Genomic DNA, 15,303 nt, shown 5'->3' on the forward strand with positions numbered 1-15,303 from the left:
CTGGGCCGGTGCCCATCGACTCCGAACTGCTGATCGACTGGTTCGACTCGTGCGCCCGGGACCTGCCGTGGCGGCGGCCGGAGTGCACGGCGTGGGGCGTGCTGGTCAGCGAGATCATGCTGCAGCAGACGCCGGTCGCACGGGTCGAACCGATCTGGCACGAGTGGCTCGCGCGGTGGCCGGTGCCGTCGGCGCTGGCCGCGGCGAGCCAGGGCGAGGTGCTGCGGGCGTGGGGCAAGCTCGGCTACCCGCGCCGGGCGCTGCGGCTGCACGCGGCGGCCACGGCGATCGCCACCGAGCACGGTGACGTGGTGCCGTCCGATGTGGACACCCTGTTGTCGTTGCCCGGTATCGGCGCTTACACGGCACGGGCGGTGGCGGCGTTCGCGTACGGCAAGCGGGCGCCGGTGGTGGACACGAACGTGCGGCGCGTGGTGGCCAGGGCGATCCACGGCGCGGGCGACGCGGGGCCGCCGTCGAACACCCGCGACATGGCCGACGTGTCGGCGATCCTGCCGCTGGACGAGGCGCGGGCCGCGCGGTTCTCGGCTGCGTTGATGGAACTGGGCGCGGTGGTGTGCACGGCGCGTTCGCCGCGCTGCGCGGACTGCCCGGTGTACGCGGACTGCGCCTGGCAGAAGGCCGGCCGCCCGGCGTACAACGGCCCCGCTAAGGCGACGCAGAAGTACGCCGGCACCGACCGGCACGTGCGCGGCCTGCTGCTGGACGTCCTGCGGGGCACCCCCGAACCCGTGTGGAAGGCGAGCCTGGACGTGGTCTGGCCGGACACCGGCCAGCGGGACCGCTGCCTGGACTCGCTGCTGGTGGACGGTCTGGTGGAGCAGACCGCGGACGGCCGGTTCGCGCTGCCGGGCGAACACAAGTAGGTCAGCGGCGGCTGTCGATCTGCAGATCGCCCATGGTGACCTTCCGGATGTGGTCACTGGCGAGCAGGGCGTGCGGGTAGCCGGGATCGATCGCACTGACCTCGTCGAGCCGGGCCAGCTGGGCGGGGCTGAAGGCGACCGCCAGTGCGCCGAGGTTGTCCTCCAGCTGGGCGGTGGTGCGAGCGCCGATGATCGGTGCCGTGACACCCGGGTTCCGCAGGGTCCAGGCGAGCGCGACCTGCGCGGGGGTGCACTCCAGCTCCGCGGCGACCTCCTGCACGACGTCGGCGATGGCGAGGTTGCGCTCGGTGACCAGGCCCAGACCGGCGTTGAAGCTCCTGCGGGTGCTTCCCCCGGCACCGTCGTCGCGGCGGTACTTGCCGGTCAGCACCCCGCCCGCCAGCGGCGAGTACGGGACCACGCCCAGGCCCAGCTCGCGTGCCATCGGGATCAGGTCGCGTTCCCCGGTGCGCTCCACCAGGCTGTACTCGATCTGCAGCGCGACGAGCGGCGACCAGCCACGCAGGTCGGCGATCGCCTGCATGCGCGACACCTGCCACGCCGGGACGTTGGACATCGCCACATGCAGGACCTTGCCCTGCCGGACGAGATCGTCCATGCCGCGCAGGACCTCCTCCACCGGCGTTGTGTCGTCCCACACGTGCAGGTAGAGCAGGTCGAGGTAGTCCGTGTTCAGCCGTCGCAGACTGGTCTCCACCGACGTGAACATGCTCTTCCGGTGCGGGCCGCCGGAGTTCGGGTCGCCGGGCCGGCTCAGCGTCGTGTACTTCGTCGCCAGCACGAGGCTTTCCCGGTTGCCCCGGGTGAATTCCCCCAGCAGGCGTTCGGAGCTGCCGTCGGTGTAGGTGTTGGCGGTGTCGATGAAGTTGCCACCGCGCTCGACGTAGGTGTCGAACAACTTGCGCGCGTCGTCCGGCTCGGTGCCCCAGCCCCACTCCGTGCCGAAGGTCGCCGTGCCCAGCGCCAGCGGCGAGACCCGCAGGCCGGAGCGGCCCAGCAGGCGGTAGGTGTCGAGGGTGAGCGGCATCGTGTCCTCCAGTGCTCGTGATCCGTTGCCGAGGACGAGTCTGTGGGCACGGCGAGCCGGGGGTAAGGGAACCGGTTTCCTGGGAACACCGGTCCTACCCCGGCTGTTGGACCGTCCGTGATCACTCGCACCGTGGACCCCGCGCAGGAGCTGGCCACGTTCCTGCGCAGCTGCCGCGAACGGCTGGAGCCAGGTGATGTCGGCCTGCCGTCGGGGCGGCGGGCCCGGCGGACCCCGGGCTTGCGCCGGGAAGAGGTCGCCGAGCTGGCGGGGATCAGCGTCGACTACATCGTGCGGCTGGAGCAGGCCCGTGGGCTGCGGCCATCGGCGGACGTCGTGGACGCGCTGGCCCAGGCTCTGCGCCTGACCCCGGAAGAGCGCGCCTACCTGTTCGACCTGACCCGGCAGCGCCCCCGCGACACCGGCGAACCCGCCACCGCCGCCGCGCCGCAGCTGGCCCGGCTGGTCGAGGACCTCGCCCCGCTGCCCGCGATGCTGATGAACCACCGCTTCGACATCCTGGCCTGGAACGGCGGAATGGCGAAGCTCCTCCTCGATTTCGACACCCTCCCGCCGTCGCAGCGCAACGCGATGTGGTTGTGCCTGCTGCACCCGAAGACGCGTGAGCTCTACGTCGACCGCGAACGCGTTGTGCGGGAAGGGATCGCCCACCTGCGCGCGGCCTGGGCGGCGCATCCGGACGACCAGGCGTTGACGGACCTCATCGCCGAATGCGCCAGGCGGGACGCGGACTTCGCGCGATGGTGGGCGGAACGGGACGTCAAGGTCGACGGCCGCGGCCACAAGGTGGTGCGGCACCCCGAAGCCGGCGAAATCGCCCTGCAGTTCGAAACGCTCACGCCACTTCGCGACGCGGCGCAGCTGCTGGTGATCTTCCGTCCCGCGGACGACGAGAGCCGGTCGGCGCTGGAGCGCTTGTCCGCGCGGTGACGCGCCTACCGCCCCAGCACCGCCGAGAGGAACGCCTCCACCGCGCCGCGGTAGATGTCCGGCTGCGAGTCGTGCACGACGTGGTTCGCGCCGGGGACCACCAGGTGCCGCCCCGATTGCGCGCGGCGCGCCATTTCCGCCTGCTGGCCGGGCGGCATGAGGGTGTGCTCGGCCTCCACGACGAGCATCGGGCACTTCACGGCCTCCACCGAGGACCAGTACTCGCGCCTGCCCCACTCGGCGGCGATCTCGTACAGGTCGTCGAGCGCGGCGATCAGGTGGTAGCCGTCCGGGCGCTCCTCCACGCACTCGGTGAAGTACTCGCCCGTGTCACCGAAGAACTCCCGCACGTGTGCGAGCGACTGGAACGGCACCGGCCACGACTCGAAGTACCCGCGCCACGTCTCGACCGTCTTGCCGCGCTGGTCCGGCGCCATGTCCTCGACCACGACGGCGTGCACGAGGTCCGGCTCGGCGGCGGCGAGTGACCACGCGTGCAGGCCGCCCATCGAATGCCCGATCACCACGGCCGGTTCGCCCAGCGACCGCACCACTTCGGCGGCGTCGGCGACGAACTGTTCCGTCGTCCACGGCCCGCCCCGCGGCCCGCGCCCGTGCCCGCGGGCGTCGAGGCCGACGACGTGCCCGTACCGGCGCAGCCACTGCGCGACCCGCCACCACGTGCGCGCCCGGCCCATCAGACCGTGCAGCAACACGATCGGACGGCCGTCGCCGCCGAAGTCCACGACGCTCACGGCGCCCATTGAATCAGCTACCGAGCAGCGACCGGGTGAGCGAGTTCCGCGATTCCTGCATGTCCCGCAGCGCGGTGGTGAGCGCCTTGTCGCCGACCCGGATCCGTTCGCCGTCCGCGCCGTCGCGCATCTCGTGCAGCACCGCGCGGCGCAGCAGCTCCTTGACGTAGGACGCGGTGACGCCATCGGTCTCGGCGATCACCGGTTCGAGGTCCGCCGCCAGCTCCACCTCGCGCGCGTACAGCTCGAACAGCTTGCGCCGCCCCTCGGCGTCCGGGCGCGGGATCTCCACGGCCAGGTCGACCCGGCCCGGCCGGTCGCGCAGCGCGGACTCCAGCGCCTCCGGCCGGTTGGTGGTCAGCACGAAGGTGACGTCCGCGTCCGCGCCGATCCCGTCCATCGCGTCGAGCAGGGTGAACAGCAGCGAGCCGCCCGCGCCCGGCATGGTGCGGTCCTCGGCGACCAGGTCGACGTCCTCGACCACCAGGATCGACGGCTGCAGCCGCCGGGCCAGCTCGGCGGCCTTGCCGATGAACCGCATCGCGGCGCCGGTCAGGATGATCACCGTGCTGCCGGACAGGCGGCTCAGCAGGTACCGCACGGTGTGGGTCTTGCCGGTGCCGGGCGGACCGTGCAGCAGCAGGCCCCGTTTGAGGTGCTGCCCCGCGGCGCGCAGCCGGTCGGCGTGCTCGGCGATGCCGACGATGTGGTCCTCGATCGCGGGCAGCACCCCCTCGGGCAGCACCACCTGCTCGGCGGTCAGGGCCGGGCGCGGCAGGAACGTCAGCAGCTCGTTGCCCCGGTACTCGCTGCTGCCGAAAGCGAGCACCTGGCCGCGCAGCACGTCGTGCTCACGGGCGAGCTGCTCGATGCGGTCGCGGGCCGCGCCCGCCGCCGCGCGGTCACCGGCCAGCACCTCGACCTTGGACAACGCGGACGGCCCGTGCTGCGGGTTCGGCCCGCGCAGCGCGACGACCACCGGCCCGCCGTCCGGCGCCGTCGTCAGCACCAGCCCGAACTGCACGACCTCCTCGGTCGCCTCCGGTCCGATCGCGACGGTCGCCATGTCGACCGCGCCCAGTTCGAAGGCGCCGTGCCGCCGCGCGGACGACAGCATCCCGGTCAGTTCCTCGTGCACCCGGTTCGCGCCGGTGACGCCGAACCACTCCGGCTCGCCGCCGCGTTCGGCGAGGTAGGCCTCGACGCCGCGGTGCACGTTGACGTGCTCCCACGGCGGGAAGTCCTGGCCGACCAGCACGATCTGCCGGAACCCGACGCCGAGGTGCCCGGTGATCCGGCTGATGAGCTCCTCGGCCGGGTTGTCCTCGTCGACCACGAGCGCGGCCGTCTGGACGAGTTTCCGCAGGTCCCCGGCGAGCCCCCGGGCCAGCTTGCGATCTTCCCCTGTGATCCCCATTACGTCCCAGCATAGCTGGGTAGGCTGAGGTCATGGCAGTCGTGAAGATCAATGCGATCGAGGTTCCCGAGGGCGCGGGCCCCGAGCTGGAGAAGCGGTTCGCGAACCGGGCCCACTCGGTGGACGGGCAGCCCGGCTTCCTCGGCTTCGAGCTGCTGCGCCCGGTCGCAGGCGAGAACCGCTACTTCGTCTACACGAAGTGGGAGTCCGAGGAGGCGTACCAGGCGTGGGCGAGCGGCCCGGCCAAGGAGGCGCACGCGGGCCAGAGCTCGCGGCCGGTGGCCAGCGGGGCGAACCTGCTGGAGTTCGAGGTCGTTCCGCTCGACTGATGACCGGCGACGGCCTGGCCGAGGCCGCCGAGATGCTCGCCGGCGCCTCCGCGCTCCTCGTGTGCGCGGGCGCCGGCATGGGCGTCGACTCCGGGCTGCCGGACTTCCGCGGGAACGAGGGGTTCTGGCGGGCCTATCCGCCGTACGCGCGGCTCGGGCTGAGCTTCGCCGAACTCGCCGACCCCCGCCACTTCGCCGAGGATCCCGAGCTGGCGTGGGGTTTCTACGGCCACCGGCTGGCGATGTACCAGCGCACCGAACCGCACGCGGGGTTCGGCCTGCTGCTGCGGCACGGTCGCAGCCTGCCCGGCGGCGTCGCGGTGTTCACGTCCAATGTGGACGGCCAGTTCCAGCGCGCCGGGTTCGAGCTGGTCGCCGAGGCGCACGGGTCGATCCACCACCTGCAGTGTGCCCTGCCGTGCGGCCCGGACATCTGGCCCGCGGACTTCTCCCTCGACGTCGACGAGTCGACGATGCGCGCCCGCCCGCCGCTGCCGTCCTGCCCGAACTGCGGCGGCCTGGCCCGGCCGAACATCATGATGTTCGGCGACTTCGACTGGCTGCCGTCCCGCACGGACGGCCAGATGCGCGCGCTGGCCGAGTGGCGGCGGGCGAACCGGAACGCCGTCGTGGTCGAGATCGGCGCCGGACGCGCGGTGCCGACCGTCCGCCGGTACGCCGAGCTCGCTTCCGCCGCGACCGGCGCGCTGATCCGCATCAACCCGCGGGAACCGGAGGTCCGGCACGGCCGCGGCGTCTCCGTCCCCCGTGCCGCGCTGCCCGCGCTGACCGCGTTGCTCGACGGCTGACAGTTTCCGGTCAGCGACCGGTAAGCGGCGCCCGGCAGCGTGGCGGCATGAACGACACCAAGGTCCTCGTTTCCGGCGCCAGCATCGCCGGACCCGCCCTCGCCCACTGGCTCACCCGCTACGGCTTCAGCGTCACCGTGGTCGAGCGCGCGCCCGGCCCGCGGCCCGGTGGGCAGGCGGTCGACGTGCGCGGCCCGGCGCTGGACGTCGCCGACCGCATGGGCATCCTCGACCAGCTGCGCGCGCACAGCACCGGCATGCGCGGGATGTCGGTCGTGGACTCCACCGGCGCCGAGGTCTACCGCACCACCGAGCGCACGGTCAGCGGCGGCGAGCTGGACAACCCGGACGTCGAGATCCTGCGGGACGACCTCGCGCGGATCATCACCGAATCCGCCGGCGATGTCGAGTACCTCTTCGGCGACTCGATCGCCGGGCTGGACCAGGACGACGACGAGGTCCGCGTGGTGTTCGAGTCCGGCCGGGCACGCACCTTCGACCTGGTGGTCGGCGCGGACGGGCTGCACTCGAACACCCGCCGCCTGGTCTTCGGCCCCACCGAGCGGTTCATCCGGCACCTCGGCGTGAACATGGCCGTGTGCACGGTCCCGAACTTCCTGGGGCTGGAGAACTGGCAGGTCATGCACCAGATGCCGGACGGGGACATGCGGGGCGCGATGGTGATGAGCGCACGGGACAACACCGAAGCCCGCGCCTACCTGATGTTCGGCTCGGCGGAGCCGGTGGGCTACGACCACCGCGACGTCGAGGCCCAGAAGGAGATCGTGGCCCGCGCGCTGGCCGGGGACAGCTGGGAGATGCCGCGGCTGGTGGAACACGCCCGAGCCGCCGCGGACTTCCACTTCGACTCCGCGGCCCAGATCCTCCTGGACTCGTGGTCGCGTGGCCGGGTCGTGCTGCTCGGCGACGCCGGGTACTGCGGCTCGCCGATGTCCGGGCAGGGCACGAGCCTGGCGCTGATCGGGGCGTACGTGCTGGCCGGCGAGCTGGCCGCGGCCGGCGGCGACCACCGGGCCGCGTTCGCGGCGTACGAGGAGGAACTGCGGGACTACGCCCGCGCGAACCAGGAGATGGCGGTCGTGAACCTGCGGGAGCGCCGGGCCGAGGCCGGTCAGGCGGCGGACGCGAGCGCCGCGGCCGAGGTCCTGGTCGAAACGGGTGTGGCGGAGTTCGCGCAGGTGGTGGCGTCCTACGCGGTCAAGGACTACTGACCCGCGCCACTCGATCCGGTGAACGTGAGGGTTCCACGCGTCCCGTCGGGGCCGTCGTGCCCTCTAACCAGACGGCTGCGGCCGCACGGGCGCCACCGTGCTCCTCGCAGTCGTCCGGCATACCGGATCCGGCCGTCACGCCCCCCGAGCGGCCGGATCCGGTACGCGCACTACTGCTTCAGCACCCGCTCGGTCAGGTCACGGGCGGCCGCCACCAGCTCGTCGGTGAGCGCCCCGGTCAGGTCCTCGGACGGCGTGCAGTCCGGGCCGATCACCAGCCCCGTGTCCAGCGACGGATCGGTGGCCGCGAACACGATGGACCGCGCGGCCTCCGACGCCGGTCGCTGGACGCCCTCCAGGATCTGCTCCCACATCGGGCGCAGCGCCGGCGGCAGGATCTCGGGCGTCATCGCGGCCGCGTTGGGGGTCGCCGCCGCGCCCGGGTCCGCCGCGAACACCGCGATCCCGCTGCCCCGCAACCGCTCGGCCAGTTCCCGGTTGTACGCCAGGTGCGCGAGCTTCGCCCGTCCGGACACCGCCATGCCGTAGTACTCGCCGGGCTCGACCTCCGCGTATGACGGGGTGCCCAGCGTCAGAGCGGCCTGGATGGACGACGACGTGACGTCGACGATCCGGCTCGGGCGGCCGGCGCGCAGCGAGTCCAGCAGCGCTTCGGTCAGCACCAGTGGCGAGAGGTGGTTCACCGCGAAGCTCGCCTCGATGCCCTCGGCCGTCTCCCAGCGCTCCGACCACATGCCGCCCACGTTGTTCACCAGCAGCTGCCACGGTCCCTCCGCGGCGAGCCGTTCGCCGAGCGCACGCACCTCCGCCAGCACCGAGAGGTCGGCCTGGACGAACCGGCCGCCGATGGTCCGCGCCGCCGCCGCGCCGCGTTCCGGGTCGCGTCCGACGATCACCACGTCGTGGTCCAGCCGGGCCAGTTGCCGGGCCACCTCGAAGCCGAGTCCCCCGGTGGCCGCGGTCACGATTGCCTTCTGTGTCATGCCGTTCAGCTCAGCGCAGTGGCGGGAATCCGTCCAAAGCCGCGCGGACATGGGCTCATGCCGGGCCGGCATGGCAGCCTGTCGGAGTGGATCTGAAGCACCTGCGGTATTTCCTGGCGGTCGCCACGGAAGGCACGTTCACCGCCGCCGCGCAACGGCTCGGCATGACGCAGCCGGCGTTGTCCCGGGCGATCCGGGCGCTCGAAGACGAAGTCGGGACGGCGCTGTTCGCCCGTGGGCACCAGGGCGCGGAGCTCACCCCGGCCGGGCGGATGCTCGCCGAGGACGCCCGGGGCATCGACGAGCACGCGCGCGCGGCAATCGCCAGGGTGGCGCGGTTCGGGCAGGAGGGGCCGCAGCTGCGGGTGACCGCGCGCGCCTGCGACGTCGCCACGCTCCAGGGCCTGGTCGATTCCTACAACGAGCAGTACGAACCACGGGCCGTCGCGACCGTGGCGGACTGGCAGGTCCAGGCGGACGAACTGCGCACGGGCGCCGCCGACGTGGGTCTGCTGCGCGTCCCGTTCGAGAGCCGGGGCCTGGACAGCGATCCGGTGCGGATCGACGAACGGGTCGCCTTGCTGCCGCGGTCGCACCCGCTGGCCGGCCGGGAGTCGATCGAGCGGGCCGAGCTGGACGGCGAGACGTTCCCGCGCTGGGTCGACATGTCGGCCACCGAGACGGCGTACTGGACCGGCACCGACCGAATCCCCTACGACTGGCGACCGGGCCCGCTGGTGCGCAGCGGCGCCGAGTACGCGAGCGCGGTCCGGCTCGGTCAGGCGGTCGGTTTCGTGCCCAGGACGCTGCTGCCGGAACTGCCGCTCAACGGGATCGCCGTGGTGCCGGTGCACGGCCTGTCACCCAGCGAGCTGCACGTCGTGTGGGCCGCGACCGCCACGTCCCCGGACATCGCGCGGTTCGTCCGGCACGCGCAGCTCACGGGAGCGTGATCGCGGCGAACACGGCCTTGTGGTCGGAGTTCGGCATCGGGAACACGCGGTAGGCGGTGACCGCGGCGCGCTGGTCGACCAGGACGTGGTCGATCGTGACCGGGGGCGGCAGCAGTTTCGACGGCCAGGTCGACGTGAAGCCCTCGCCCGTGGCGTCGCCGGCGTCGGTGTAGCCGGTCGCGATCAGGTCCCGCAGCGTGCCGTGGTCGAGCGTGGCGTTGAAGTCGCCGGCCAGGATGCGCACCGGGCCGTCCGGATCGGGGTGCGGCAGTCCGGCGATCTCCGACTTCCACGCCCCCGCGTCGGCGACCGGCGCCGTCGGGTGCACCGCCACGACCTCGACCGACACCCCGCCCCCGAGGTCCAGGCGCGCGCTCGGCTGGGCGAACTCGGACGGTCCCGCCAGTGACAGCTGCGTGACCGGGTAGCGCGACGCCAGCCCCGACCCGGCGCCCCGCCGCGCCGGCTCCAGCACCCGGTGCGGCAGCAGCTCGAACAACCCGGCCGCCTCCAGCGCGGACACCCCCTGCGGCGTCAGCTCCAGCAGGTTCAGCACGTCCACCTGGTTCTCCCGCACCAGCCGCACGATGGTCTGCGGATCTGCCTCGCCGTAGTACATGTTCGAGGACATCACGTGCAGCGTCCGCCCGTGCACCTGCGGCTGCGCCGAGGAGAAGGCACGCGGCACCACCACCCCGCCCAGCACGAGGGCCAGCACCAGCACGGTCCCGCCGATCCACCAGTGCCGGAGCGCGAGGGTGAGCGCCGCCAGCAACAGGCCGCAGACGATCCAGTACGGCGTCAGCGCGATCAGCGACGCGGTGAGCCGCCCGCCGTCGACGCCGAACAGGCGCATCGCGGCGAACACCACGAAGACCGCGGCGAGGACGGCGAAGAAGACCACCCGCCCAGTCTTCCTGTCACGTCTGGGCGGCGGCTGACAGTCGCCTGTGCGCGCGCTGTCAGGTTCCCCCGGAAGAGTCGGTTCCGACACAGGAGGAGGATTTCATGACCTTGGCGATCCAGGCTGAGGGCCTGGTGAAACGGTTCGGGGGCACCACCGCGCTGAACGGGGTCGACCTGGAGGTGCCGACCGGCAAGGTGGTCGGCGTGCTCGGCCCGAACGGCGCCGGGAAGACCACCACCGTGCGGATACTGGCGACGCTGCTGCGTCCGGACGCCGGCCGCGCGACGGTCGGGGGCTACGACGTCGTGCGCGACGCGGTCCGGGTGCGCGGCCTGATCGGCCTGACCGGCCAGTACGCGTCGGTCGACGAGGACCTGTCCGGCACCGAGAACCTTGTGCTGCTGGGCCGTCTGCTCGGGCTGAGCCGGGCCGGCGCGCGGGCGCGCGCGGCCGAGTTGCTGGAGCAGTTCGAGCTGTCCGACGCCGCCGGGCGCGCCGCGAAGACGTACTCGGGCGGCATGCGGCGGCGGCTCGACCTCGCCGCGAGCCTGGTCGGCCGCCCCAAGCTGCTCTACCTCGACGAGCCGACCACGGGGCTGGACCCGCACGCGCGCAACGAGGTGTGGCAGGTGGTGCGGCGGCTCGTCGACGACGGCGCGACCGTGCTGCTGACCACGCAGTACCTCGACGAGGCCGACCAGCTCGCCGACACCATCACCGTGATCGACCACGGGCGGGTCGTCGCGGAGGGCCGCCCCGACGAGCTGAAGCGCCGGGTGGGCGGGCAGACCGTGCAGGTCCGGCCGACCTCGCGAGCCGATTTCGAAGCCGTGGCGCGGATCCTGACCGGCCTGACCGGCATCGAACCGGCCCGCGACACCGATGTCGGCTTGCTGACGGCGCCGGTCGGCGATCCGGTCCTGATGTCCACTTTGGTCCGGAAACTGGACGAAGCCGGCATCACCGCCGACGAGCTGGCGCTGCGCCTGCCCAGCCTCGACGAGGTCTTCCTGGCGCTGACCGGAAAGCCGGCCGAGGAAACCGCACCGGAAGGGAGCCTGGTGTGACCGTGCTCGAACTGCCCCGGCGCATCAGCCCGGGCAAGGCCCTGCAGGACGGGCTCACCCTGGCCTGGCGGGGTGTGCTGAAGATCCGCAAGAACCCGGAGCAGCTGGCCGACGTCACGCTGCAGCCGATCCTGTTCCTGCTCATGTTCGGGTACCTGTTCGGCGGCGCGATCGCCGGCAGCACGAGCGCCTACCTGCAGGTGCTGGTGCCCGGGCTGATGGTGCAGAACACGGTGTTCGCGAGCATGGCCACCGGCACCTCGCTCAACACCGACGTCACGAAGGGCGTCTTCGACCGGTTCCGCAGCATGCCGATCGCCCGGTCCGCGCCGCTGATCGGCGCGGTGGTGTCGGACGTCGTGCGGTACGCGGTGGCGCTCGCGGTGCTGCTGGTCGCGGGCACGGTCATGGGCTACCGGCTGCACACCGATCCGGGTTCGCTGGTGGTCGGCGTCGCGCTGATGCTGCTGGCCGGGCTGTGCTTCTGCTGGATCGCGGTGTTCGTCGGGATGCTCATGCGCAGCCCCGGCGCCGTGCAGGGCGTGATGGTGGCGGTCATGATGCCGATCACCTTCGGCAGCAACGTGTTCGTCCCGTCCGACACGATGCCCGGCTGGCTGCGCGCGTGGTCGGACGTCAGCCCGGTGAGCCTGCTGACCGAGGCCATGCGTGGCCTGCTGAACGGCGGCCCGGTCGCCGGGCCGCTGCTGGGCGCGCTCGCCTGGATGGCGGGGATCGTCGCGGTGTTCTTCCCGCTGGCGATGCGCGCCTACCGGCGCCGGGTGGCCTGACCCACCGGGTCTCCGCCGGCCGCTGGGGGTCCGGCGGAGACCCGGTCACCCGATCCGATCGGCGACCGCGGCCTTGACCGCGGCCATCGCCTGCGAGCTGCTGAGCCGTGCGCCCCGCTGGTAGGCCTCCTCGTAGGCGTCCGCCCCGAGGATCTCCCGGAGGACGGCGACCACCGCGCGCAGCTCCGGGTCGCCGGAGTCGAAGACGCCGCGGATGGCCGCGCTCAGCCCAAGCGCCCAAGCGGCCCGCTCGGGGTCGCCCTCCGCGTGGAACGCGAGCGCGACCACGGTGGTCGCCTTCGCCACGTCCGGCAGGTCCCGGCGCTCGCTGGACGAGCGCAGCGGCGCCGCCAGCAACGCACGGGCCTCCGCGGGCCGCCCCTCGGTGACGAGCAGCGCCGCGCCGGCGACCGCGACCAGCTCCCCCGCCAGGTCGACCGGGAACGGGATCCGAGCCGAGTTCGCCGCCAGCCACGCGTGCTCGGCGCGCGCCAGCTCCAGCTCACCGGAGCGCCGGGCCACGTCGAACTTCCGCAGCGCCACCATCGCCCTGCGGTCGATCTTGTCCCCCACCAGCCGCTCGGCCTCGGCGATGTCCTGCCAGGCCGCCTCGGCGTCCCCGGCCCGGAACCGCTCCTCGGCCAGCCGGGACAGTTGCTGCACCAGGTCGTCCGCGGCGGACAGCTCGCGGGCGATCCGCACGCCCTCCTCGAACCCGGCGATCGCCGCAGCGTGCTCACCACGCAGGGAGTGCGCCTCCGCCTGCATCGCGACCGTCATCGCGGTGCCCCACCGGTCCCCGCACTCGCGGAAACCCGCCACCGCCCGGTCCCTGGCGCGACCGCCGCGGTCCAGGTCGCCGTCCTGGTCGGCCATGAACCCGTCGGCCCAGCTCGCGCACGAGATCGCCCAGCGGTCCGAGCCCCGCAGCACGCGGCGCACCTCCTGCTCGGCGAGATCCCGGCGGCCGCCGAGGAAACAGCTCATCGGCAGGGCCAGCGCCAGCATCGGGTACCGCTCGACCGCTCCGGTGCGCACGCACTCGGCGGTCAATTCCGGGAGGTCGTCCCGGTGCACCATCGGCAGGCTCGTCATGAGCGCGTGCATGACGTCGAGGCACGCGCGGGCGTGGTCCGGCAGGCCGTCGTGGCGCAGCACCTCGTCCAGCAGCGGCGCCGGTTCGGCGTTGAACCCGCGGATCACCCAGTACCAGAGCGTCGCGACGACGAGCCGCGCCGCCGTGCCCGCGTCCTGGCCGTCGAGGGCGCGCCGCACCGCCGCCATGATGTTGTCGTGCTCCGCGCCGAACACCTCGATCGCGCGGACCTGCTCGTGCCCGCGCAGTTTCGGCTCGTGCTCCTCGGCCAGCCCGGCGAAGAACCCGGTGAACCGCCGCACCACGTCGTCCCGCTCGCCGGACTCGTCCAGCCGTTCGGCGCCGTAGGCGCGGATGGTCTCCAGCATCCGGTACCGCGGCTCCCCACCGGTCGACACCGCGTCCACAATGGACTTCTCGACGAGTGAGCCGAGCACGTAGAGCACGTCCTCGGCGGGCAGCAGCTCGTCGGCGCAGACGGCCTCCGCCGAGGTCACCGTGGCGCCCCCGGTGAACACCGAGAGCCTGCGGGCCAGGATCCGTTCCGGCTTCTCCAGCAGGTCCCAGCTCCACTCGACGACTGCCCGCAGGGTGCGCTGCCGCGGCACGGCGGTGCGGCTGCCGGAGTTCAGCAGCCGGAAGCGGTCGTCCAGCCGTCGCGCGATCTGGTCCGCCGTCATCGACCGCAGCCGCGCGGCGGCCAGCTCCAGCGCGAGCGGCATCCCGTCCAGGCTCCGGCAGATCTCCGTGACGGCGTCCGAAGTGGACTCGTCGAGGACGAATCCGGGGCGCACCGCGACCGCCCGTTCGGTGAACAACCGCACCGCCTCGGCGACCTCCAGCGGACCCACCTGGCACAGCGCCTCACCGGTGATCGCGAGCGGTTCCCGGCTGGTGGCCAGCACCCGCAGCCCCGGCACCCGCGCGAGCAGCTGGAAAGCCACGTCGGCGGCGGTGTCCACGACGTGCTCGCAGTTGTCCAGCACCAGCAACGCGTCGCCGCCGTCGAGCAGCGCCACGATCTGCGCCATCCCGTCCACCGGCGCCTTCGGCGCGCTGGTGACGCGGAAGTCCAGTGGCCCCAGCGCGCCGAGGACCGCACCGGTCACGTCGTCGGCGTCGCGCACACCCGCGAGCGGGACGAACCACGCGCGAGCCGCGTGGCGTTCCGCCACTTCGGTCGCCAGCCGGGTCTTGCCCGCCCCGCCCGGCCCGACGAGCGTGACCAGCCGCGACGCCGACAGCGCGTGCGAGACCTGGTCGAGTTCCCGCTCGCGGCCGACGAAACTGGTCAGCCGCACCGGGAGCGCGGGCTCGGCACGCGGCGGCGCCACCTCCCCGCGCAGGACCGCGAGGTGGGCCTCGCGGAGTTCGGCCGACGGGTCGACGCCCAGCTCCTCGGCAAGGGTCGACCGGATCCGCTCGAACACGGCCAAGGCGTCGGCCTGACGGCCGCTCGCGGCCAGCGCCCGCATCCGCAGCGACGCCAGGCGTTCCCGCAGCGGGTGCGCTTCCCCAGCGGCGTCCAGGTCCGCGAGCACCTCGGCGTGGCGGCCGAGCGCCAACTCGGCCTCGAAGCGGTCCTCCACCGCGGCGATCCGCAGCTCGTCCAGCCGCGCGACCGGGGCCTGCGCGAACGGCGCGTCGAGCACGTCGGCCAGCGCCTCGCCGCGCCACAACGCGAGCGCTTCGCCGAGGACCGCGGCGGCCTCCCGGTGCCGTCCGGCGGCGAGCTCGCGCCGGCCACGCGCGGCCAGCTCCTCGAACCGGTGGGCGTCGACGTCGGCGTCGAGCGCGTAGCCGCCGGAGCCGGAGGTGATCGTGCCCGCGCCGCCCAGGGCGCGCCGCAGCCGGGACACCAGCGACTGCAGGGCGTTCGCCCCGTCGGTGGGTGGTTCGGCGCCCCACAGGTCGTCGATCAGCGCATCGGCGCCCACCGCGCGCCCGGGGTCGAGCGCCAGGCGGGCCAGGAGCATGCGCAGGCGCGCGCCGCCGATGTCGATCGGCGTGCCGTCGTCCGCCTGGGCCCGGACCGGGCCGAGCAGTGCCACCCGCAC

Annotated in this window: 13 protein-coding genes and 1 pseudogene; 8 read left to right on the plus strand and 6 right to left on the minus strand. The window is 73.1% G+C overall.

Annotation, left to right across the window (positions count from 1 at the left end; all coding sequences use genetic code 11):
- Positions 1 to 8 precede the first annotated feature (8 nt).
- Positions 9 to 887 carry an A/G-specific adenine glycosylase gene (locus tag AMY39116_RS0307490; RefSeq protein ID WP_020417067.1) on the plus strand — a complete coding sequence of 293 codons (879 nt, stop codon included), beginning with the start codon at positions 9 to 11 and terminating at the stop codon, positions 885 to 887.
- 1 nt (position 888) lies between these two features.
- Here the strand turns inward: AMY39116_RS0307490 and AMY39116_RS0307495 are convergent, their stop codons facing one another.
- Positions 889 to 1,935 (minus strand): aldo/keto reductase, encoded by a 1,047-nt coding sequence (locus AMY39116_RS0307495; RefSeq protein WP_020417068.1) that lies wholly within the window; start codon positions 1,933 to 1,935, stop codon positions 889 to 891.
- Positions 1,936 to 2,052: 117 nt separating this feature from the next.
- On the opposite strand from AMY39116_RS0307495, the gene AMY39116_RS0307500 reads away from it, so the two are divergent.
- On the plus strand, positions 2,053 to 2,886 hold the full coding sequence (locus AMY39116_RS0307500; protein WP_020417069.1) for a helix-turn-helix transcriptional regulator: 834 nt from the start codon (positions 2,053 to 2,055) through the stop codon (positions 2,884 to 2,886).
- A gap of 5 nt (positions 2,887 to 2,891) precedes the next feature.
- On the opposite strand, the gene AMY39116_RS0307505 is transcribed toward AMY39116_RS0307500, so the two are convergent.
- Positions 2,892 to 3,650, minus strand: coding sequence for an alpha/beta fold hydrolase (locus AMY39116_RS0307505; RefSeq protein WP_020417070.1), 759 nt, complete (start codon positions 3,648 to 3,650; stop codon positions 2,892 to 2,894).
- A gap of 4 nt (positions 3,651 to 3,654) precedes the next feature.
- A complete protein-coding gene (locus tag AMY39116_RS0307510) occupies positions 3,655 to 5,058 on the minus strand; it encodes an ATP-binding protein (protein ID WP_020417071.1) in 1,404 nt (467 codons plus the stop codon).
- A gap of 32 nt (positions 5,059 to 5,090) precedes the next feature.
- Here AMY39116_RS0307510 and AMY39116_RS0307515 point away from each other — a divergent pair, with 32 nt between their 5' ends.
- The 3 genes and pseudogenes from AMY39116_RS0307515 to AMY39116_RS0307525 all read left to right on the plus strand — a co-directional run.
- On the plus strand, positions 5,091 to 5,387 hold the full coding sequence (locus tag AMY39116_RS0307515; protein WP_020417072.1) for an antibiotic biosynthesis monooxygenase: 297 nt from the start codon (positions 5,091 to 5,093) through the stop codon (positions 5,385 to 5,387).
- Positions 5,387 to 6,196 carry a Sir2 family NAD-dependent protein deacetylase gene (locus tag AMY39116_RS0307520; RefSeq protein WP_020417073.1) on the plus strand — a complete coding sequence of 270 codons (810 nt, stop codon included), beginning with the start codon at positions 5,387 to 5,389 and terminating at the stop codon, positions 6,194 to 6,196. The genes AMY39116_RS0307515 and AMY39116_RS0307520 overlap by 1 nt, the downstream gene beginning before the upstream one ends.
- A 47-nt stretch (positions 6,197 to 6,243) precedes the next feature.
- Positions 6,244 to 7,383, plus strand: a pseudogene (locus AMY39116_RS0307525) (FAD-dependent monooxygenase); the annotation flags it as partial.
- A 215-nt stretch (positions 7,384 to 7,598) separates the two neighbouring features.
- On the opposite strand, the gene AMY39116_RS0307530 reads toward AMY39116_RS0307525, so the two are convergent.
- Positions 7,599 to 8,432 (minus strand): SDR family NAD(P)-dependent oxidoreductase, encoded by an 834-nt coding sequence (locus AMY39116_RS0307530; RefSeq protein WP_020417075.1) that lies wholly within the window; start codon positions 8,430 to 8,432, stop codon positions 7,599 to 7,601.
- Between the two features lie 86 nt (positions 8,433 to 8,518).
- On the opposite strand from AMY39116_RS0307530, the gene AMY39116_RS0307535 reads away from it, so the two are divergent.
- A complete protein-coding gene (locus tag AMY39116_RS0307535) occupies positions 8,519 to 9,385 on the plus strand; it encodes a LysR family transcriptional regulator (protein ID WP_020417076.1) in 867 nt (288 codons plus the stop codon).
- Here AMY39116_RS0307535 and AMY39116_RS0307540 read toward each other — a convergent pair.
- On the minus strand, positions 9,372 to 10,289 hold the full coding sequence (locus tag AMY39116_RS0307540) for an endonuclease/exonuclease/phosphatase family protein (RefSeq protein ID WP_020417077.1): 918 nt from the start codon (positions 10,287 to 10,289) through the stop codon (positions 9,372 to 9,374). The two genes, AMY39116_RS0307535 and AMY39116_RS0307540, sit on opposite strands and share 14 nt — an antisense overlap.
- A gap of 104 nt (positions 10,290 to 10,393) precedes the next feature.
- Between AMY39116_RS0307540 and AMY39116_RS0307545 the strand changes: the two genes are divergently transcribed.
- Together AMY39116_RS0307545 and AMY39116_RS0307550 are read left to right on the plus strand one after the other, a co-directional pair.
- Entirely contained in the window at positions 10,394 to 11,359 is a 966-nt protein-coding gene (locus tag AMY39116_RS0307545; protein ID WP_020417078.1) for a daunorubicin resistance protein DrrA family ABC transporter ATP-binding protein, read from the plus strand.
- Positions 11,356 to 12,150, plus strand: a complete 795-nt coding sequence (locus AMY39116_RS0307550) for an ABC transporter permease (RefSeq protein ID WP_020417079.1) — start codon at positions 11,356 to 11,358, stop codon at positions 12,148 to 12,150. The genes AMY39116_RS0307545 and AMY39116_RS0307550 overlap by 4 nt, the downstream gene beginning before the upstream one ends.
- A gap of 45 nt (positions 12,151 to 12,195) precedes the next feature.
- Here AMY39116_RS0307550 and AMY39116_RS0307555 read toward each other — a convergent pair whose 3' ends face one another.
- Positions 12,196 to 15,303 (minus strand): BTAD domain-containing putative transcriptional regulator, encoded by a 3,108-nt coding sequence (locus AMY39116_RS0307555; protein ID WP_020417080.1) that lies wholly within the window; start codon positions 15,301 to 15,303, stop codon positions 12,196 to 12,198.

Source organism: Amycolatopsis sp. ATCC 39116 (genome assembly GCF_000231075.2).
In the GTDB taxonomy this organism is placed as follows: domain Bacteria; phylum Actinomycetota; class Actinomycetes; order Mycobacteriales; family Pseudonocardiaceae; genus Amycolatopsis_E; species Amycolatopsis_E tucumanensis.